The sequence below is a fragment of the Hahella sp. HNIBRBA332 genome (genome assembly GCF_030719035.1).
In the GTDB taxonomy this organism is placed as follows: Bacteria; Pseudomonadota; Gammaproteobacteria; order Pseudomonadales; family Oleiphilaceae; genus Hahella.
Genome location: NZ_CP132203.1, coordinates 5,278,399 through 5,297,658, shown reverse-complemented (window position 1 = coordinate 5,297,658; position 19,260 = coordinate 5,278,399). Strand labels below are relative to the sequence as shown.

General features: G+C 54.8%; 17 protein-coding genes. 7 read left to right on the top strand and 10 right to left on the bottom strand.

All coding sequences use genetic code 11. The annotated features are described in order from the left end of the window. The first annotated feature begins 13 nt into the window (after positions 1–13). Genes O5O45_RS23415 through O5O45_RS23405 form a run of 3 tightly spaced genes read left to right on the top strand, consistent with a single transcriptional unit; the run spans position 14 to position 2,635 of the window. Positions 14–862, top strand: a complete 849-nt coding sequence (locus O5O45_RS23415; RefSeq protein ID WP_305901740.1) for a CheR family methyltransferase — start codon at positions 14–16, stop codon at positions 860–862. Position 863: 1 nt separating this feature from the next. After that, positions 864–1,499: a chemoreceptor glutamine deamidase CheD gene (gene cheD, locus O5O45_RS23410; protein ID WP_305901739.1), complete on the top strand. Its 636-nt coding sequence runs from the start codon at positions 864–866 to the stop codon at positions 1,497–1,499. A gap of 50 nt (positions 1,500–1,549) precedes the next feature. Then, positions 1,550–2,635 (top strand): protein-glutamate methylesterase/protein-glutamine glutaminase, encoded by a 1,086-nt coding sequence (locus tag O5O45_RS23405; RefSeq protein WP_305901738.1) that lies wholly within the window; start codon positions 1,550–1,552, stop codon positions 2,633–2,635. Here O5O45_RS23405 and O5O45_RS23400 read toward each other — a convergent pair. Both O5O45_RS23400 and O5O45_RS23395 read right to left on the bottom strand, forming a co-directional pair. Further along, entirely contained in the window at positions 2,632–3,093 is a 462-nt protein-coding gene (locus O5O45_RS23400; protein ID WP_305901737.1) for a GNAT family N-acetyltransferase, read from the bottom strand. The two genes, O5O45_RS23405 and O5O45_RS23400, sit on opposite strands and share 4 nt — an antisense overlap. A 3-nt stretch (positions 3,094–3,096) precedes the next feature. Continuing rightward, a complete protein-coding gene (locus O5O45_RS23395; RefSeq protein ID WP_305901736.1) occupies positions 3,097–3,807 on the bottom strand; it encodes a UTRA domain-containing protein in 711 nt (236 codons plus the stop codon). A gap of 363 nt (positions 3,808–4,170) precedes the next feature. On the opposite strand from O5O45_RS23395, the gene O5O45_RS23390 reads away from it, so the two are divergent. After that, positions 4,171–6,558: a purple acid phosphatase family protein gene (locus O5O45_RS23390; protein WP_305901735.1), complete on the top strand. Its 2,388-nt coding sequence runs from the start codon at positions 4,171–4,173 to the stop codon at positions 6,556–6,558. A 57-nt stretch (positions 6,559–6,615) separates the two neighbouring features. Here O5O45_RS23390 and O5O45_RS23385 read toward each other — a convergent pair whose 3' ends face one another. The 3 genes from O5O45_RS23385 to O5O45_RS23375 all read right to left on the bottom strand — a co-directional run bounded on the left by O5O45_RS23385 (position 6,616) and on the right by O5O45_RS23375 (position 8,912). Next, the gene (locus tag O5O45_RS23385) at positions 6,616–7,803 is read right to left on the bottom strand and encodes an aspartyl protease family protein (protein WP_305901734.1); all 1,188 of its coding nucleotides are present in this window, start codon (positions 7,801–7,803) and stop codon (positions 6,616–6,618) included. Between the two features lie 75 nt (positions 7,804–7,878). Beyond that, complete coding sequence (locus O5O45_RS23380; protein ID WP_305901733.1) at positions 7,879–8,364, bottom strand: DUF7919 family protein; 486 nt, start codon at positions 8,362–8,364, stop codon at positions 7,879–7,881. 101 nt (positions 8,365–8,465) lie between these two features. Then, on the bottom strand, positions 8,466–8,912 hold the full coding sequence (locus tag O5O45_RS23375) for a hypothetical protein (RefSeq protein ID WP_305901732.1): 447 nt from the start codon (positions 8,910–8,912) through the stop codon (positions 8,466–8,468). A 601-nt stretch (positions 8,913–9,513) separates the two neighbouring features. Between O5O45_RS23375 and O5O45_RS23370 the strand changes: the two genes are divergently transcribed. Beyond that, positions 9,514–10,722, top strand: a complete 1,209-nt coding sequence (locus tag O5O45_RS23370) for an IS256 family transposase (protein ID WP_305901731.1) — start codon at positions 9,514–9,516, stop codon at positions 10,720–10,722. 45 nt (positions 10,723–10,767) lie between these two features. On the opposite strand, the gene O5O45_RS23365 is transcribed toward O5O45_RS23370, so the two are convergent. The 4 genes from O5O45_RS23365 to O5O45_RS23350 form a co-directional block, all read right to left on the bottom strand. Further along, positions 10,768–11,151: a hypothetical protein gene (locus O5O45_RS23365; RefSeq protein ID WP_305901730.1), complete on the bottom strand. Its 384-nt coding sequence runs from the start codon at positions 11,149–11,151 to the stop codon at positions 10,768–10,770. Continuing rightward, positions 11,151–15,281 carry an RHS repeat-associated core domain-containing protein gene (locus tag O5O45_RS23360; RefSeq protein WP_305901729.1) on the bottom strand — a complete coding sequence of 1,377 codons (4,131 nt, stop codon included), beginning with the start codon at positions 15,279–15,281 and terminating at the stop codon, positions 11,151–11,153. Before O5O45_RS23360 ends, O5O45_RS23365 begins: the two co-directional genes overlap by 1 nt. Before the next feature lie 230 nt (positions 15,282–15,511). Continuing rightward, the gene (locus O5O45_RS23355; RefSeq protein WP_305901728.1) at positions 15,512–16,057 is read right to left on the bottom strand and encodes a hypothetical protein; all 546 of its coding nucleotides are present in this window, start codon (positions 16,055–16,057) and stop codon (positions 15,512–15,514) included. A 47-nt stretch (positions 16,058–16,104) separates the two neighbouring features. After that, positions 16,105–17,007, bottom strand: a complete 903-nt coding sequence (locus tag O5O45_RS23350) for a sensor domain-containing diguanylate cyclase (protein ID WP_305901727.1) — start codon at positions 17,005–17,007, stop codon at positions 16,105–16,107. 219 nt (positions 17,008–17,226) lie between these two features. On the opposite strand from O5O45_RS23350, the gene O5O45_RS23345 reads away from it, so the two are divergent. Both O5O45_RS23345 and O5O45_RS23340 read left to right on the top strand, forming a co-directional pair. After that, positions 17,227–17,754 (top strand): GNAT family N-acetyltransferase, encoded by a 528-nt coding sequence (locus O5O45_RS23345; RefSeq protein WP_305901726.1) that lies wholly within the window; start codon positions 17,227–17,229, stop codon positions 17,752–17,754. Positions 17,755–17,771: 17 nt separating this feature from the next. Then, positions 17,772–17,996, top strand: a complete 225-nt coding sequence (locus O5O45_RS23340; protein ID WP_305901725.1) for a hypothetical protein — start codon at positions 17,772–17,774, stop codon at positions 17,994–17,996. A 148-nt stretch (positions 17,997–18,144) separates the two neighbouring features. Here O5O45_RS23340 and malK read toward each other — a convergent pair whose 3' ends face one another. Continuing rightward, on the bottom strand, positions 18,145–19,260 hold the full coding sequence (gene malK / locus O5O45_RS23335) for a maltose/maltodextrin ABC transporter ATP-binding protein MalK (RefSeq protein ID WP_305901724.1): 1,116 nt from the start codon (positions 19,258–19,260) through the stop codon (positions 18,145–18,147).

Below are 19,260 nucleotides of genomic sequence, written 5' to 3'. Positions count from 1 at the left end.
AGGAAGGCGGCTTATGAACGATAAGCTGCATACCGGCGAACGGGCGCGGGAATTCAACTTCACTCAGGAACATTTCGCCAAACTCAGCGCCATGAGTTACGACCATACCGGGATCGTGGTGCAAAGCAACAAATATGAAATGTTCTACTCACGCCTGGCCAAGCGCGTGCGCGCTTTGAAGCTGAGTAACTTTGACCAGTACGTGGCCTATCTGGAGCGCCATAAGGACGAAGAATTCACTCATTTCATTAACGCGCTGACTACCAACCTCACGTCTTTTTTCCGGGAGAATCATCATTTTGTGTTTTTGCGGGACAAAGTGGTTCCAGAATACGCCAAGGCTGGCGTCAAGGAATTTCGGGTGTGGTCGGCGGGCTGCTCTACCGGAGAAGAAACCTACTCCATCGCCATGACCCTGGCGGAGGCTACGGAAGGAACCAAGATGAGCTGGCGGATCACCGCGTCAGATATCGACACTGAGGTGTTGGGCAAAGCCCAACGCGGCGTTTATCCCCTGGAGCGCGTTGAATCGATTCCGGCGCCGGTCAAGAAACGCTGGTTTCTGCGCGGAAAGGGGGCCAATGCGGGTATGGCGCGAGTGTCGTCTGAGCTGCAGAAGAATATTGAGTTCATGCAGGTTAACCTGATCAAACCGTTCTCCTTTCAGCACAAATACCATGTGATTTTTTGTCGTAACGTGGTGATCTATTTTGATCGCGAAACCAAACAGAAACTCATCGCCCGCTATGCGGACAGCCTGGTGGACAAAGGCTACCTGATTATGGGCCATTCCGAATCTCTGCACGGCGTGTCCAGCCAGTTTGTCTCCCTGGGGCAAACCATTTATCAGAAGGTGACCTAGCGTGAACTCCGCACAGAAAAAACCGCAACCGCCGCCGCTGAGTCTGCCATGGTTCCAGAATGTGAACCGCTTCTGGGTGCAGAACCAGGGCCGCTTCATGGCCAAAATCATGCCCGGAGAATATTACGTCACCAACCAGCAGGAATTGATCGGCACTGTGCTCGGCTCTTGCATCTCCGCCTGCGTGCGCGACCCGGCTTCGGGCGTGGGCGGCATGAATCACTTTATGCTGCCGCAAAATGCAGGCGGCGGCCGCATGGATATCCTCAGCGATGCATTTCGCTACGGTAACTACGCCATGGAGCATTTGATCAATGACGTCATGAAGCTGACCGGCAAGCGCAGCACCCTGGAGGTGAAGATATTCGGCGGCGCCAATGTGATTCGCGGCATGAGCAGCGTAGGAGAGAAGAATATCGACTTTGTGCGCCGCTATCTGGAGGTGGACGGTTTCAAAATCTCCTCTGAGGATGTAGGCGGCGATTATCCGCGCAAGATTCTGTATGACCCCACCAACGGCAAAGTCATGATGAAGCGACTGAAGTCTCTGCACAACGATACGGTGATTCAACGTGAAGAACACTATATGGACGAGTTGAGCCATACCAAGGTAGCGGGAGATGTGGACCTGTTCTGATCGAGATGGAGGTTTCCGGCGCATTTGAACGAATAATGACGAGGAACAATATGAGCAGCGGAGCGGGGAAGGTATACAAAGTCCTGGTCGTGGATGATTCTGCGCTGATGCGCAAAATCCTGGTGGAAATTCTCAATCAGTCGCCGCATCTGCAAGTGGTGGACACCGCCGGCGACCCTTATCAGGCGCGAGAGAAAATCAAGGCGCTTAATCCGGACGTCATCACCCTGGATGTGGAAATGCCGCGCATGGACGGACTCACCTTCCTGCGCAACCTGATGCGTCTGCGTCCCATGCCGGTGGTGATGATTTCCAGTCTCACCGAGCAGGGCGCCGCCGTGACCCTGGACGCTCTGGAATGCGGCGCGGTGGACTTCATCGCCAAGCCCAAAATTGATTTGCGCGAAGGCATCGAAGAAAAAGCCCAGGAAATTATTGATAAGGTCATCACCGCTGCGCGCATCCCTCACGACAAACTGCTTCTCAAGCAACAACGGCTGCAAACGCAGCACCAGAAAGTCGCCGCCGGCGAGAGGCCGCAACCGGTTTTCGCCACTACGGACAAGCTGATCGCCGTCGGCGCTTCCACTGGCGGACTGGACGCCATTCGCGACCTGCTGGACGGGTTGACCATGGACCTGCCGGGCATCGTCATCACCCAGCATATTCCCGGCGCCTTCTCGCGCTCCTTTGCGGAGCGTCTGGACCGGCGTCTGCCGATGAAGGTGGAAGAGGCCTATGATAACGCCCCCATTACCATGGGACGGGTGTACATCGCCCCCGGCGAATATCATCTCGAAGTGGTGCGCACTGGCGCCAAGTATGTGTGTCGTCTCAGTGAGACCCCGCCGGTGAATCGTCATCGCCCCAGCGTGGATGTGTTGTTCGACTCAGTGGTCAAAGCCGCCGGCGCCAACGCCATGGCGGTATTGCTGACCGGCATGGGCAAAGACGGCGCCGCTGGACTGTTGCGTCTGCATGAAGCGGGCGCTTACACCATCGCCCAGGATGAAGCGTCCAGCGTGGTGTGGGGAATGCCCGGCGCGGCGGTGAAACTCAACGCCGCCGATGACGTTTTACCCCTGGAAAAAATCGCTGCCTCCGTGAAGCGCTGGTATGCGGAGAACCCTGGCTAGGCGCGCTGATCGCCGTCGCGCGCCAGCTCGACAAAATGCGCATCTTCCCCGGTAATCCGGTAGCCATGGCGACGGTAGAAGCGAATCGCCCCATGGTTGTCTTTGAAGCTGGAAAGGGTGATTCGGCGCTGCGTCTCTTGCGCCAGACGATGTAATTGCGCCATCACTTGCGACCCCAGTCCCTGACTTTGCGCCTCTCTAAAAATCAGCGCCAAATGCAGATGCAGCGCGTCCTCATGCAACCGATAGCAGAGCAGGCCGACCCGTCTGTCGGCGCTGACGATCCAGTACAGATCCTCCAACGCGTAGCGGCTGTGGAAGCGCTGGGTTTGATAGTCTTCATCCCATCCGAACGCGGTGTCGATGGACGTATAGAGCCCCGCTTTATAAGCGGCGAACGCCTCGCTGAGCTGGTGTGTCTTGAGAGAGATAAATCTTACGTCGGCGTCTTCGCGCATGCCTCAGCTACCTTGTCCTTTCACTCGCATTTCAATAGCGTCGTGCAGCCAGAATTCTCGCTCCAGCGCGATAGGTTCGCCAGCGACTTTTACCTGCCGCTCCAGTTTCAGAGAAGGGCAGCCCTCCCGCACCTGCAAATGTTGCGCATGGCTGTGGCTGAGAGGCGAGGAGGAAATACTGACGTCCAGCTCTCTGGCCCGATAGCCGTATTGTTCCCGCACCAGTGCGGTGAGAGACCCAGCCAGATCGTGGGAGAGCAGGTCAGGGAAGGCCGATTCCCGAAAGTAGCAGACTTCCAGCAGTACCCAGCGCTGGTCCACTGCGCGGCGACGGGTGACGACAAAGGCGCTCTGCGTCGGCGCCTGTTTTAGCGCCTTGCTAACCTGAATTGGAGGCGTCTCCTGCACGGCGCTGAGCAATTCCGTCGTCAGCGCCCGATGCTGACTGATCGCCTCTTCCTGAATACTGCTGCTGCGGGTGGGATCGTAGATAAACACTGGCGGCGCCACGAACCAGCCCATGCGATTCAGACGATAGATCAATCCCTGTGACTCCAGCGCGTGCAGGGCGTCGCGGGCGCTGACGCGGGAGACTTCGAATAGGGCGCATAAGGCGCGTTCCGAGGGAAGCTTGCTGCCGGCGGGCAATTCGCCGTTGAGAATGCGCTGCTGCAGTTTGGCGGCGAGAGACAGATAAGCGGCTGCCTGATTCACAATTCATTCCTTACGTCTTTTCCGGCGCGGACCCGCGCCCGGTGTTGGCTTTGGCGCATTACAGCGAATCGGCATGACATAAATATGACAGTCTGGTTCGTACCAGCGGTCATAAAACTGCCTTGTTTATGAAATTTTATGGAAATTCCAATGAAATATTCCAACTTTATCTTGGTCCGAACCAGATGATTCGCCAGTTATTAACACGACGCTGATATTGACGTGTTGGTAACCGGGCGCCGGGATGCGCCTGCGAGGCGGCAAGCCGCGAAGGCAGGACCTGACACATACAGGCCCTGTCGCTTCAGACAAATAGAGGGACGCTGTTTGGCTGCCGGATTCATAACCTACAAGGAATATCTCATGCTTCATAAACGACTTGCTTGGTTGGCCTGCGGTCTCGCCTTCGCTCTGGCCGGCTGTTCCGGCGACCAGGACCCCACCGACCCGCCTGGCTCTGATGTCGAGCCGCCGAGCAGCGCCACCGCGCCGGATTTTATCGTGCAACCCTATCTGCAGGCTCCCGCATCTGACCAAATGACGGTGATGTTCGAAACGGGAGAAAGCAATGCGGAAGTATGGGTGCGCCCCTTCGACGGCAAGGGCGAATTCACCCGCGTCAGCGCGGAGTCTCATTCCCTCGACGGCTTGGTGCGTAAAGCGCCGATACATCAGCTCAGCTCCAATACGTTGTATGAGTACTACGTGGTCACCAAGGTGTTGGGGGAACAGCGGGCGACGCCGCGTTACGCTTTCAAAACCTGGCCCCAGGCGGGGGATGGCGTGGAGCAGGCGCGCGTCATCGCGTTGAGCGACACCCAGTTAGATCGGGATGAGTACGCCAAGGTGCTCACCAATGTGGTGAACCAGGGTTTTCTGCAACATGAATGTGACGCGGCGAAACCACAGACCTGCGCGGAAAACATCGCCGCCATCACGATTTCCGGCGATGTGGTGCAAGTGGGCGGCAATCGCCAGAACTGGCGCGAGCAGTTGTTCGGCAGTCTCGCCGCCATCACGCCCTATGTGCCGCTGGTGACTGTGCCCGGGAATCACGATTACTACAGCGACGCTGAATTACGTCTGTATCGCAGCTATATGGCTCCGCCGGAAAACGGTTCTATCGGTTACGAAGACAAGTGGTACTACCTGGACTACATGGACCTGCGTCTGGTCGGGCTGGACAGCTACACGATCTCCGGCGCCCATGGCGCGTTCAACCGGGATACGCTGGCGGTGCAACGGCAGTGGCTGAAAGAAACGCTGAGCGATGCGGAAGTGCAGGGCAAGCACTTTGTGCTGGGAATGTTCCACCATGGCTGTCTGTCGGAAATGTGGAACGTCGGAGAGAGTATCGGCAGTTGCGAAATGGTGGCGGAACTGGAGCAATACAGCGCTCGCACTGGCGCCGTGACGGGGCATCTGTTTGGCCACACTCACGCCTATTCCCGAGGACAGTCCCGGGATGTGAACCATCTGTGGCTCAACGCCGCCAGCGCCTCCGGGTACATCGAACCGCTGGACGATGCGGATCATCAGGCCAAGCAGATCCGCGATTACGACACCTTCGAGATCAGTCGCAGCGAGTTCGGTTACAACCTGCTGACCTTCCATTTTGGCGACGCGCCGACGATGACGTTGGAACGGAAGAAAGGCGGCTTTGACGGCGACACCGAATTCGCGGTGGTGGACAGTCTCACCTTTGCTGTTGAAGACAACGTCAATCTACCTCTGGTGACGGCGGGAACCGGCGAGCAGGACGCCAACGCCGTGGAGTTGGGTGTGCAGGTGGCCATGCCGGATGCGGTGCGCGCAGTGCATTGGCAGGTGTCGGAAAGCGCGGATTTTGACGGCGTGGTCTACGATATCTGGGGCAATCGCACGCGCCGCCAGAACTGGTACTACGGTCCCGCCGATGAGGTCGAGGGCAATCATGAAAGCGGCTATGTCGCTATCGACACGCAGGCGGATGCGGACATTTTTAATCTGCAGCTGAGTGACATGTTGAACGCCGCTCCCGTACGCGTCGGCGGCGATGACTACTACCGCTGGAACAAGCGCTACAGTGAGCAGAATACCCATACGTCCAGTTATGACGCCTACGCTGGCCAGAGCCGTCCGGAACTGACATTGCGTCCGGGGACGACCTGGCATTGGCGCGCCCGGGTGCGGGATGCGCAGATGAACTGGTCCGCCTGGAGTGACGTCGCCAGCTTCGATATCACCGGAACCCGCACTGATAACCTGATCGTCAATGGCGATGCGGAGGCCGGGGACATGAGCGGATGGAATCTGCAAAAAGGCATGATGAACGCCATCACCGCCAACGACAACGGCGGTTTTGGTCCCGCTGCAGGAACCTACTATTTCGCCGGACGCGGCTTCGGCAAAGGCGCGCCTTCCGACTGTTGCGAGGAGCAGGCAATACAGGACATTGACGTATCCGCTTATGCGACTGAAATAGATGCTGGAAGCGCCTACGTGGAATTCAACGCCATGCTTTCCACCTGGAGCGGCGCGGATGAACCCCGCCTGCAACTGACCGCCCTGGACGCCAACGGCGCCGAATTGGCCTGGGTAGGAGATGACGTCCTTACCAGTAACAGCTCGCAATCCTGGGAAGCCCGCCAAGTCTCAGGCCAACTCCCCAACGGCGCCCGCACCCTGCGCGTGAGCATGGGAGGCGTACGCAAAGCCGGTAACGACAACGACGTGTACTTTGATGATTTAAAGCTGTTTTTGTATTACTGAGCGGAGTGCGGAAAGTCGCGCCTCGGCATTGCTTCCGCATGCGAACGTTAGCGGGGATCAGTCCGTTAACGTTCTTTCCCTTTTCAGCTTGGCCGCACCGCCCTCCCACGTGAGTTCAATGACGTCGCCTTCCGACATTGCGCGCATAGCGCTACGAATGCCTACGCAAGAGGTGTTGGCCGGCTCGCCGTTAATGGAGGTAATGTGCAGACCGACCTTTAAGCCAGCGGCCTTGGCGGGGGAGTCGTCCCAAACCAGGGAAACCGTCGGCGTTTCTTCGAAGTTCAGACCAAATCCATACGATGAGCGCGAGAAAGGCCCGTTGCGATACGGGAGAAAGTAAGCAGAGGAAGACCGTGAATCAAGCGTGACAATGAAGTGCTCCAGTACCGATGCGCCAATCAGACTGGGTGGCGCTTCCCGCAACAGCGCGCCGACCTGTCCCAACTCAACATTGCCGATTGACAGGTTATTGAACTGCACCTGAAGCTGCTCTTTGTCTGGCGCCGCGCCGCCCAGCGAACCGCCGAGCGAGCCTGCGCCCGAGAGGCTGGCGCTAACGCCGCCGTTGCGCTTTGCGCCCTCGAAATCGGGGGGAGAAACCGCCAGATACTCAGGCGAACCGGTATCAAACATTGCTTTGCTTTTGGCCTTGTCCGCGAACTGAATATCGAATATCGGCGCATGCGGGTAACCAAAATCATACAGGGGCTGCTTTTTGGCTTTGTCGAGGTGGCCAAGTTTCGCTAACTCAGAGTGACAACGCAGCACAGAGGAGGATAAATCAATCTGCCAGGCGCAAAGCGGCAGCACTTCAGAGCCGAGCACGCCATCAAACAAGCACTGCGCCGTCTTTGGAAAATCCGCCACGAAGAGCGGTGTTTTATGGAAAACTGTTCCCCCCACATTCAAATCCGCCTGTACAATCTCACTCTCGACGATCGCCCCGTGAGAATCTCGCCCTTGGCGTTTGTCGATGGCCTTAAGCCCCAACTCTTTCGCGAGCTGCGCGCTCATCATCGACGGCGAACCGGTATCAAAGACAAAACGCCGGGGAGCGCCGCCAACCTCGACTTCAACAAATAACTTGTTGGCCAGAACCTCCAAGGGAAGTTCGAAAGAGAATGCGTTCTCCGCTACGTAAGGACCCTCCGTCACCCAACCCGGCGCCTCATCGGACGCGAACGATAGAGAAGAGGCGGCGACCAGCGCGACGAGGGGAAGAAACGCTTTTGGAAATGTCATATTCAGTGTCCCTATAGGCAGTGAATGGAAGGCGGGCAATACCCTGAGCTGCTGAGTGCTATCCGTATCACAGAACTATCTGCGCCAGAATCGCCACCACTTTTTCACAGGCTCTCGGGGAATACAACTGACCTCACTACGCCATTCGAACCCCTTCCTGTTCTGGTTTTTCGCAGCGCAGCTTCCATTCCGGCAGGATAACGACGCCTCGGAGCGCCAGTGCTGGAGTAAATGCTCCACAAACTGAGGAGGTAATTGATAGTCATGGGCGTTTATATAATGAAAAATCGCCAAAGGCAGAACATAGCGAATGTCGCCTACCTCAACCCAGAACTCCCCATGGAACCTCTCGTCAGCATCACACATCTCACACGCATGTTTGCCCAACTCACCATCATGGGCAAAATGACATTGCCGGAAATGCTGCAGAATCTCCAACACGAAATCAGGATTGGGTCCAGTACTCGGAACAGAATCACCCAGCCAGCCAATCGTCCGAACGTTTGAGTCGCCGTGCATTTCGGGGCAGTAAGCGTAATGGTGGAAATCTGGGATTTTCATAGGCAGAGGTAGTGCAGAGGGCAGTTTTTGAATGGCTTATACGGAGTATTTCAGATCACTCTTAGTGACTGAATGATAATACTCGCTGCATCAGAGATACTTTAGCCTCCAATTTCTATTTCTGTTATGGTTGAATTAATGACGTCAATATTCCCTGTTACAGGGTTTCTGGCCGAAGCCTGGTACTGTATCGAAATGCTTTCGGAGTCAGGTAGGTTGAAGTACTCATTTAGAACAAGGCTGCCTCTGTATGAACTATGAGGCCTGATTTCTATATAGTCATCAGGAAACGAAGACGGCTTTACTTTTATATTTATCCTTCTTTTTATCTCTTTTCCTTCTGCATTTAATGACAAGCATGAAATTGTGTATATGCCATTATGGAAGGCAAGATTTTTGTCCAGGAAGTAGCTTGTTTCTCCTTTGTTACTGAAAGTGACAGTTATGTTTAGGGTTCGACTGTTGCTGCTCGTAAAAGCCTGCTCTTCAGTGTCAGAAATTGTTCGAAAGGCGTTCACCCCTTCATGGAGTGCGACTATGGTTTTCACAACAAACGAAATTTCATTATTTAGTGTATAAATATTTGATAAAAATGATGTTTTTACGTATCTCGAAAATATTTTTTCGGTTCTTATAGGTAGGATATACTTAAGTATTTATATTTTGGAAATACTATTTTAAAAATAGGCAAAGTTTTAAATATATCTATAATGTTATTAAAGCTTATGAGGTTTTCGATCTCGAAATCCACTTTCACTTCGAGGCCGTATAAAAAATAGAGTGTTTTTTGATCTATTTTTCGCCTTATTTGTAGCGTAGGAAAAAAATCTATTATTAAGTGTTTGAGTTTTTTAGTAATCAATATTTAAATGTGTGTGTCGATTTTTTCTCTTTTTTGAATCCATTTTTTAAATATTATTGTTAAGATTTTTCATAATTTATGACAACTTGATTGGTTGTGGGAAGACTATAGAAAACCATGAGCTTAAGCAGATTGGCTGAAATTTTTTCATGTGCGCTAAGTGGGTTAAATCTTTTGTTTAGAACGGCCGGAAAGCTCACATAGTTTCCAAAATTGAGAGACTGTAATTTAATTTGTGTATCTGCCTATCACTAGTACCCTATAGCGGGGTTAAGGATAGGTAGACAATGAACCAGAAAGAATTAGAAGCATTTGCCCGTGAGGCAGCCAAATCTCTGAAAACAGAAAAGGATCTCAACGAGTTCCGTCAGATGCTCACCAAGGCGACCGTGGAAGCCGCGCTCAATGCAGAGCTGGATGTGCATCTGGGGTACGAGAAACATCAATCTTCAAATTCAGACAATAGCCGTAACGGCTATTCCAGCAAGACCCTCCGTACCGAGGACGGTCAGTTTGAAGTTAATACTCCCAGAGATCGTCAGGGCAGCTTTGAGCCTCTACTGGTCAAGAAGCAGCAGACCCGTTTCACCACCATGGATGACAAGATTCTCAGCCTCTACGCCAAAGGCATGAGCACCCGAGAGATCGTGGCTACCTTCAAGGAAATGTATGGTGCGGATGTTTCTCCCACCTTAATCTCCAAAGTGACGGATGCCGTGATTGAGCAGGTGGTGGAATGGCAGTCTCGTCCTCTGGATGCGGTTTATCCCATCGTGTACCTGGACTGCATTGTGGTGAAGATCCGCCAGGACAAGCAGGTGATCAACAAAGCGATCTATCTGGCCCTGGGGGGCAACCTGGAAGGCCACAAAGAATTGCTAGGGATGTGGCTCTCGGAAACCGAAGGGGCGAAGTTCTGGCTGAATGTGCTGACCGAGTTGCAGAACCGGGGCGTGAAGGACATTCTGATCGCCTGTGTGGACGGCCTGAAGGGTTTCCCCGAAGCGATCAATACCGTGTATCCCCAAACCCAGATACAGCTCTGTATCGTGCACATGGTGCGCAATGCGGTGAAGTATGTGCCGTGGAAAGACTATAAGCCGGTCACAACAGATCTGAAGCGGATCTACCAATCGGCCACCGAGGAGGAAGCCCTCTCAGAGCTGGACAGGTTTGCCGAACGATGGGATGAGAAATATCCCCAGATCAGCCGATCCTGGCGGCTTCACTGGGAGAACCTCAACACTCTGTTCCGCTACCCGGAAGACATTCGCAGGGCCATCTACACGACCAACGCCATAGAGTCCCTTAACAGCGTCATTAGGAAGGTGATCAAGAAACGGAAGCTGTTCCCCACGGATGATTCCGCAAGGAAGGTGGTGTATCTGGCAATCATGGATGCGTCGAAGAAATGGACGATGCCGATCAGGAATTGGAAGTCAGCGCTGAACCGATTTATGATCGAGTTCGAAGATCGCTTAACAGAGTATCTTTAATAACCAGGCAGATACACAGAATTATTTACAGGGTCAAAATTGAAATTATGAATTTAATATCTCATCTAAATTTTCTTCGCAATAAATAAAGTCATAAAGATCATCCACCACTACTCTCCATCGCTGCATACTCTCTCTTGCTACTTTTACAGCAAGCTGCATACCTCCTTCACCTTTACCTATTGTTAGTTCAAAAAATGAGCATGCATCTTTGCCTAAGTAATTCGACCAAGCGTCAAGCTCTTCCTCGTCACTCTCCTCAAGCACTGAAGTTCCTAAGAATTTGATCCAGATATTAGCGTTTCCCTCGGCGATCAAACCACTAGCCCTTTCTTTATCAATATTGACAGCATTCAAGTCTGCCAAAAATGCCAGTGCATCTTCGGGGTGAATTTTATTGCTACTAACCAAGTAAATCGAGGTGGACATCACGGCCCTCCATTTTTTGCTAAATACTCTAGCAGTTCATCAATAGAATGAACCACTGCAGATGCCCCTGCATCAATTGTATTTTGAACCTTCGTACTATTTTTTAATCTAGGAGCGACAACAACTATTGGCTTATTATGAGGGTTAACGATTGCGTTAGTTAACCGCGTTCCAACCTGATCAGCTTTGCTCGCCCTGCCCATAGTAGCTTCAATAATGAAGTTCGGTGTTTCAATATCAATTTCACCAACATTACGCGCTTCAGTAGGATGTGGTACTTCTCGCCTAAATGATACCAAGTGATCGCGTAGTGCTTGAGCTACTTCTGCCTCAAACTTAACATCCCTCGCTTCGTGCTTAGGTAACAGCGCTCCTTTACTATTTTTCCCCTGGAGACCTAGAGCAATAGCATCGTCAAATTGCCCCACTGTTATGTTTGAAGCAGCAATAGCCTTAGCCTGTCGCCACGGATCTTCCTTCTTCGCCGTCAACCCAAACGGATCAACCCATCCCACTGGATTTGGCGCATATTGGTAGGCATTGGCGCCGCCCAGGAGGCCGATGGGGTCTTGGTTGATGAAGCGGCCGCTTTGGGGATCATAGTACCGGTGGCGGTTGTAATGGAAGCCGGTTTCTTCGTCAAAGTATTGCCCCTGGAAGCGTAGCGGGTTGTGGACGTTTTCCAGGTCTTGCAGGGCCAGGGCGCCGTAGGCTTTGTAGCGGGCGGACCAGACCAGGGTTCCTTCTGCGTCGGTCATTTCCTGGGGCGTGCCCAGGTGATCCAGGTGGTAGTGGTAGACTTTTTCGTCCTGGATGAACGCCAGCGGCCGGAAGGAGTCGGGTTCGTAGACGTAGAGCTTGCGCAGGTGCTGGCGTTGTTCGGACAGCAGCACGTCGCCGTTCCACAGGAATTCGGTCTGGCCGAAGGCGTCCTGTTTTGCGATGCGGCGGCCCAGGGCGTCGTAACGATACTCGGTGCGCTGGCCGTCTTTCTCCACCGCAATCAGCTGGTTCTGCTTGTTGTAGAGGTAGCGGGTTTCCAGTTTGCCGCCTTTGCCGCGACGTTCGCGGATCAGGTTGCCGGCGTCGTCATAGTCAAAGTGGCGGTCGCCATGGAATTGCAGGCGGTTGCCTTTTCTCACCGCGCTATCGCTTTCTCCGCTCAGAATATTGCCCGCCGGGTCGAAGTCGAACTGCTCGTTGCAGTAACTTTCCACCTGCTTGAGACGGTCCAGGGCGTCGTAATGGTAGCGGGTCGTCCCTTTCTGCAGATCGTCGATCAGCGCCAGATTGCCGTGGTGGTCGTACTGGTAGCGACGGTCGATCAGTTGCGTTTTGTTGGCCTCATGGCCGACGCGATGGCGGCTCAGGCGGCCCATCAGGTCGTATTCGTACTGGGATTGCAGTGCGCCCTGCTGGCGGGCGACTTCCCGTCCCTGCGCATCGCGGGTGATCTGCGTCAGCAGGTTGTCGTTGTAGCGGGCTTCGCTGAACAGGCCATGCTGATCGTAGGCGAAGTTCAACCGGGTTCCGTCCGCTAACTGGGTTTGCGTGCGCAGGCCCAGGGGATTGTAATCATGACGCAGCACATGCTGGTCCTGACGCTCTTCGGTTAGCTGTCCCAGGGCGTTGTAGGCGAAGCGCAGCTGTCGGTGAGGATTGCTCGCCTCAGTGAGCCGTCCCGCTGCATCATAGTGGAACTGGCTGATTTCGCCGTCCGGGCTGTGTTTTTCCCGCAGTCGGCCCAGCGGATCGCGGCTGAAGCGGGTGGTGTTGGCCTGTTCCGACGGCAGGTCGATATGAACGCCTTCCAGATGAGAGATCAAATGCCCGGCGCGGTTGTACTGGTACTCCTGAATGCGCCCATCGAAGCCGATCTCCCGGATCAGGCGTTCATTGCGGTCGTAGCCCAGCTTATAGCGCTCGCCCTTCTCGTTGATCAGACCAATCAGGTTGCGTTCTTTGTCGTACAGGTATTCAAACACCTGTCCGTTGGCGTCGATCTTTTTGCGCACCTGGGACAGGCCGTCGTACACGTATTCTGTGCAGCGACCGGCGGCGTCGATAAAGTGGGTCAGCTGGCTGTTGGCGTTGTAGCGCAACTGCACGGCGGAGCCGTCGGGATGCTGTACGCGGGTGACGTTGCCGAGCAGGTCATATTCGTACTCGGTGGTGCGCTGGTCGGCGTCCACAACCGCGCCGATATCGCCGTCTTCGTTCAGCAGGTACTCGGTGCGGCGGCCGTTGACGCTCTCGCTGACTAACTGCGCGAGGGCGTTCCAGACGAAGGTTTTTTCATTGCCGGCGGCGTCGGTGATGCTCTGCGGCAGGCCGCGTTCGTTGTAGGCGTAGCGGGTCTGGTTGCCCAGCGGATCGGTGACGCAGGTCAGCAGCCCTTTGCCGTCGTACTCGCGACGCCAGCTGTGGCCCAGGGGATTGATCATCTCCACCGGCTGGCCGCGGTGGTTGTAACGGATTTTGTAGGACGCGCCGGCGGCGTCTGTCAGTTGCGTCAGTAACCCCTGCTCGTCGTAGACGTAGCGGGTGACGCCGCCTTCCGGGTCGATATGCTGGATCAGCTGGCCGTTTTTGTTGTAGGCCATGCGCGTGACCCCGCCTTCGGGATCGATTTCCTTGATGATCTTGCCGCGGTGGTCGTAGTAATAAGTAGTTTTGCCGCCATTGCTGTCGAAAGCGTGGGAGACTTTATTGGCGGTATCCCATTCAAAACGGTAATCGTAAATGCCGCGATCGCCCCACTGGCGCAGACACTTGCCGCTGGGGCTGTACTGACTCCACTCGAAATAGAAGCTGAAGCCGGTTTTCAGGGTGCGACGGGTGATGACGTGATGGCGGTAGGCGTAGCTTTCGCTGGCGCCGGCTCGGTCTGCGGCGCGGATCAGATCCTGCTGCTCGTCATAGTCGTAAGTCGCCAAGGTCGCGACGGCGCCGTTGGTCTGGATCGACTGAATCTCGCACATCAGTCCCTGGGCGTTGTGCAGGATATGCAGGCGCGGTCCCCAGTTGGCTTGCAGGAGTGTGATGGGACGCGCATAGCCGTCCACGTCCTGCCAGTAAGCAATGTCGATGCGATTGCCCAAGGCGTCCACCAGAGCTTCCAGCCGGTAGGCGCCGTTGCCGCCGACGAAGACTTTGTCCGGCTGTCCCAGCTGTTGCAGCGCGTAGATGTTCTCGTCCACACGATGCAGAGTCATGCGCTCCGCGGCGTTGCGGCTGGACTGTTCGATCAGGGGACGCGGGAAGTCGATATAACGGCCTTCGTCGGTGGTGAAGGTAATGCGCCCGTTGTCCTCTTCCAGGGTCTGACACAGCAGATGCGTCCAGCCGACGCCCAAACCGCGCTGGTGGTTGTTGGAAGACTTGTAGGTGCGCTTCCACACTAAAGGCATAGGACCAGGCAAGGTGAAATCCACCAGATCCAGCAACTCCTCGCCAGTGATCATGCTCACAGGGTCGCCGCTGACGCAGGCCTCGTCGTTGGCGGTTTGAGTTTCGCCGTTGTCGTTGTGGCCGCTGGCGTCGCTGACGGACGTCTCTTCGGGATTGGACGCTGATGGGGCCGGAGGCGGCGGCGCGCCGTAGCTGGTTTTTTCGCTCTGGACGCTGGCCCAGCCCACATTGCCGTTGAACGACGGATGGCTTTCCGCCATGGGATTGGAGGCGGCCGCTCCCCCTGCGGCGGTCCCCGCCGGACGTTTGGGCGAGGGCGTTTTCACTGGCTTCAGACGGTTCAACAACTGGGTGGCGGCATGGGTGTTGGACTGCCCTGGCGTCAGCTTTTTGTCTTTCTCAATGATCAGCGGATGAAAAGGCTTTTCGCTTGCATCCACCACTAATAACACATTGCCATGGCGGGCTTCGCGAATCAGGGTATTGCGCCAGGTATTGAACGCCGCCGCGCCGCGGCCGGGAAACTTGTTTGAGGTGGACTGGAAATGACTTCCCTGCAGCGAGGCGATAAAGGCGTCGAAATCCTTGCCGCGTCCATCCCCGTCGTTCAGACATTTTTCGATATAGCCGATGGCGGTAGTGGGCGACTCAATGCGCGTCAGTTCATCAGCGACGATATCCAAGTGATGTTTGACTTGGAAGCGACGGGGGTAATGCATGCAGGAAACATCCTATGTTGCAGGCCGCTTCTGGACGCACGAAGGCTCAGGTAAATTGGGGTCGGGGAACCTGAATTGCTGTAAGAAGAGGCCGGGTTACAAACAGAAATAATACTGGCGTTATTGTATTTGTGTCTGTTTTTTGATCAATCGTCCTTTGGGACTAACGTCAGTCATGAGAAAGGAGTAAGTAAAAATAGCGTTGTAGAGGGGGGAGGTAATTAGTCTGTTTAAAACAGATCGATATCTCCATCTTCTTCGTTTTGCTGGGCCATTTCATCCAGATAGTTGGCTTTGAAGTGGGCTAATGCGGTTTCGATGGCGACGCCATTGAGGATCATGTCGAACATCTCTCTCTCGCAGGCCATGGTGTAGCGACCTTTGAGGTCTTGTTGCAGGTTGCGCCATTCTTCCGGCTTGTCCAGCCGCTCACGCGCCCGCAGGAGCCCGCCGAGGTCGCCGAGGCTCTCCTTGACGTGGCAAAGGCGTTGCGCCAAGCGATCAAAAAACTGGAAGTCGACCACGGCGTTATGGACGTCTTTCTTCAGTCCGTCCAATTGCAATTTCAGTTCATGGGCCTGTGTAGAAGGGTCAGGGGCAGAGTTAACGGTTTCCACGATAGTCGTGAAGGACTGGGTCAAACGGCCGAAGGATTTTTCGCTTTCCAGGATGGAGGCTTCGATCTGCGCTACCGCCAGCGTGAGCATGGTGATGGTTTCGTTGATGTGCAGCCATTGTTCTTCGCTCAGCTCCAAAGGGGTTTCTGTCTTGCTCATCCGTTTGCCTCTAATGTTTGTTCTGAACTTACGTCCTGTCTCGCCTTTCAGGTTTCCACCACCGTGACCCGGTCGCCCTGCGCGCCGGCTTTAATCAGGCCCTGACGGGCGCGGTTGAGAACGCTTTCCGGGCGTTCATCCAACAACTGGTTCTGGGTAATGCCGATACTGACTGTAAACGGCGGCCGGATGCTGGGGTGGCGGTCCACCAGCGCCGCCAGTTTGCTACGCAACCGCTCTGCGGCAAGTCCCGCCTGGCGCAGATCCGTTTCCGGCATCAATACGGCGAATTCGTTTTCTCCGATGCGTCCGAGCGTGTCCTCGCGACGGAATACCGCTTTGCAGGTCGCGCCAATGAGCGCCAGCATTTGCTGGCTTTGCTCCGAATCCCGGGCATGGGAGGCGTTGAACTGGTCTACCTGAAAAGTGAGTAGCGAGAACAGTGAATGATGCCGGTAGGCGCGCCGCCATTCTTTATCCAGTCCATCAAGGAAATGGTCTTTGTTGGCGAGCAAAGTGGTCCCGTCTTTGCCGGCGGCTTTGGAGAAGTGCTCCTCCAGTTTCACGTAGGCGCTAATGTCCCGTTGGATTGCGGCGAAATGGCTGACCGCGCCGCTTTTGTCCAACAACGGCATAATGCTGATTTCGATCCAGTATTGGCTGCCGTCTTTGCGATAGTTCAGCAGTCGGCAACGTACTTGTGACTTTTCCTGTAAGGCGCGACGAATGCGTCGGCAGGCGCTTGCATCGGTTAGTGGGCCTTGCAGCATTCTGGGAGTGGCGCCGAGAAGTTCATCTCTGCTGTAACCGGACAAGTCCTCCATGGCGCTGTTGGCGTAAACGATTTCCGGACCGGGGTCGTCCAAGGGCGAGGCTTTGGTGACTAAGACGCCGTCAGCGGCGTTTTCCACAATGTCTTGAAAACCGAACTCTTGTTCCAGTGCGTTCATTGCTGTCCCAATTGCAGGTGTTCCACTTTTAAGTCTAGTTAAATCTGCCCGCAGCTACTTACTTTTAGGAAATATATTTATTAATCAATTGGTTGATATGTTTTTAATAAATAGCTGACTCAATCCCGGATGCCTATAATGTATTAACTTCATTCAAGTGTAGTAGAAAGCTGAGTAAAGCCATTATCTGCACGGACTCTACGGAAAGACGCGAAGCTTATGCAAAGCACTGAGATTAAAGCGCCGCTTACCCTGACGACCGCGCGTTTGCAGTTGCGCCAGTTCACGGAAGCGGATTTGCCGGAGTACGCCAAGATGCTGGCTGACGACGAAGTCATGCGTTATATGGCGAATGGACAGGGCTACGACTTGGATGCGGCATGGAAAAGTCTGGCGCTGATGCTTGGCCACTGGCGCTTGCGCGGCTATGGTTTGTGGGCGCTGGAGGATATTCAAAGCGGGCGTCTGCTGGGGCGCGCGGGTCTATACTATCCGCAGGGATGGCCGGGCATAGAGATTGGCTGGTTACTGCGTCGCGCCTCCTGGGGGCAGGGGTACGCCTATGAGGCGGCGCAAACGATCAGAGACGTGGCGTACTCCCATGTCGGCGCATCATCGCTGGTCAGCCTGATCCATCCCATGAACGCCCGCTCACGGCGGGTGGCGGAGAAGCTGGGAGGGAAAGCCAATAAAACCCTGGAAATCCAGCAGAAGCAGGTTCTGCTTTATAGCATTCCAAAATCCTAACCTGTGGAGGAGTCGATATGTCGAGAAAGACAGGACAGAGTAAGCCCGCCCAATTAGTGAAAGCGGGATGTGGCGTACGTTTCGATCCAGAACAGTTGGACGAAGACACAGGGTTTGATTTTTCCGGAGCCGCCGACTTGTTAGAGGACGAGAAGGCGCAGCAGGAAAGCGATGGGAATGAACAGGAAACAATAGCGGCAGACGAAAAAAACCCGGCGAAGGCCGGGCAAAGCGCTGAGTAAACACTCAGGGTCGAGGTGCTTACATAAACGGAGTGAGCGACACAGGAATCGCTTTATCCGTCGCATCACTGCGGTCGCAGTAATTCATTAACGCCGCCGGACTAATACCGGCGGCAGGCGAATCGCCAGCTTCTGTTCCGGCGTGTGCTTACAGCTCTACGCCGGGCTCCACATAAAGACGCGGACAGGCGCTGCCGTCTTCTTTGAACAGATGACAGTTGTGCGCTTTGAGACCCAAAGCAATCGGGTTGTTTTCCCGTACCGGGTTGGCGCCCGGCGTGCGCAGGGTCAGGGTGCTGTCGAACCCTTCTACGTCGGCGTGCACCAGGGTTTGATAGCCGAGACGTTCAACCACATTCACCACACCGTTGAGGATCACTTCGCCTTCTTCTGCGCTGACGAAATGCTCCGGGCGGATGCCCAGGGTCGCCTTATCGCCGGTTTTCAGTGCCGCGCCATTGACTGGAACAACCAGATCAATGGCGCCGGGCAGAGACACTTTGACGGACTGAGCGCCAGCTTCCAGCACCGTGCAGGTGACGAAGTTCATCTTGGGAGAGCCGATGAAGCCGGCGACGAATTTGTTGGACGGGTAGTGGTATAGCTCTAAGGGCTTGCCAACCTGGGCGATGCGTCCGTGATCGAGCGCGACGATTTTGTCCGCCATGGTCATGGCTTCCACTTGGTCGTGGGTCACGTAAATCATGGTGCTCTGCAAGCGCTTGTGCAGTTTGGAGATCTCAATGCGCATCTGCACGCGCAGTGCGGCGTCGAGGTTGGACAAAGGCTCGTCGAACAGAAACACTTTGGGCTCGCGCACCATGGTCCGGCCAATGGCTACCCGCTGACGTTGCCCGCCAGACAGGTCTTTCGGCTTGCGTTGCAGCAGGTGCTCCAGTTGCAGAATGCGCGCGGCGTTTTCCACGCGCTTGTCGATCTCTGCCTTGGCGGTTTTCGCCAGTTTCAAACCGAACGCCATGTTTTCCGCCACGTTCATGTGGGGATAAAGGGCGTAGGACTGGAACACCATGCCCACTTCGCGCTGCATGGGCGCCTTTTCATTCATGCGCTCTTCGCCGATGAACAGATCGCCGGAGGTGATTTCCTCCAAGCCTGCGATCATACGCAGCAAGGTGGATTTACCGCAGCCGGACGGGCCGACGAAGACGACGAATTCGCCGTCTTCAATATCCAGGTTGATGTCTTTGGATATTTCTACCGTGTCATAACTTTTGCAGACATTTCTTAGCGTTACGCTGGCCAT

Excerpts from the sequence above, each read along its gene's own strand:
- O5O45_RS23415 (WP_305901740.1), top strand. The coding sequence starts at position 14 with ATGAACGATAAGCTGCATACCGGCGAACGGGCGCGGGAATTCAACTTC.
- O5O45_RS23405 (WP_305901738.1), top strand. The coding sequence starts at position 1,550 with ATGAGCAGCGGAGCGGGGAAGGTATACAAAGTCCTGGTCGTGGATGAT.
- O5O45_RS23400 (WP_305901737.1), bottom strand. The coding sequence starts at position 3,093 with ATGCGCGAAGACGCCGACGTAAGATTTATCTCTCTCAAGACACACCAG.
- O5O45_RS23390 (WP_305901735.1), top strand. The coding sequence starts at position 4,171 with ATGCTTCATAAACGACTTGCTTGGTTGGCCTGCGGTCTCGCCTTCGCT.
- O5O45_RS23385 (WP_305901734.1), bottom strand. The coding sequence starts at position 7,803 with ATGACATTTCCAAAAGCGTTTCTTCCCCTCGTCGCGCTGGTCGCCGCC.
- O5O45_RS23380 (WP_305901733.1), bottom strand. The coding sequence starts at position 8,364 with ATGAAAATCCCAGATTTCCACCATTACGCTTACTGCCCCGAAATGCAC.
- O5O45_RS23370 (WP_305901731.1), top strand. The coding sequence starts at position 9,514 with ATGAACCAGAAAGAATTAGAAGCATTTGCCCGTGAGGCAGCCAAATCT.
- O5O45_RS23365 (WP_305901730.1), bottom strand. The coding sequence starts at position 11,151 with ATGTCCACCTCGATTTACTTGGTTAGTAGCAATAAAATTCACCCCGAA.
- O5O45_RS23360 (WP_305901729.1), bottom strand. The coding sequence starts at position 15,281 with ATGCATTACCCCCGTCGCTTCCAAGTCAAACATCACTTGGATATCGTC.
- O5O45_RS23355 (WP_305901728.1), bottom strand. The coding sequence starts at position 16,057 with ATGAGCAAGACAGAAACCCCTTTGGAGCTGAGCGAAGAACAATGGCTG.
- O5O45_RS23350 (WP_305901727.1), bottom strand. The coding sequence starts at position 17,007 with ATGAACGCACTGGAACAAGAGTTCGGTTTTCAAGACATTGTGGAAAAC.
- O5O45_RS23345 (WP_305901726.1), top strand. The coding sequence starts at position 17,227 with ATGCAAAGCACTGAGATTAAAGCGCCGCTTACCCTGACGACCGCGCGT.
- O5O45_RS23340 (WP_305901725.1), top strand. The coding sequence starts at position 17,772 with ATGTCGAGAAAGACAGGACAGAGTAAGCCCGCCCAATTAGTGAAAGCG.
- malK (WP_305901724.1), bottom strand. The coding sequence starts at position 19,260 with ATGGCCAGCGTAACGCTAAGAAATGTCTGCAAAAGTTATGACACGGTA.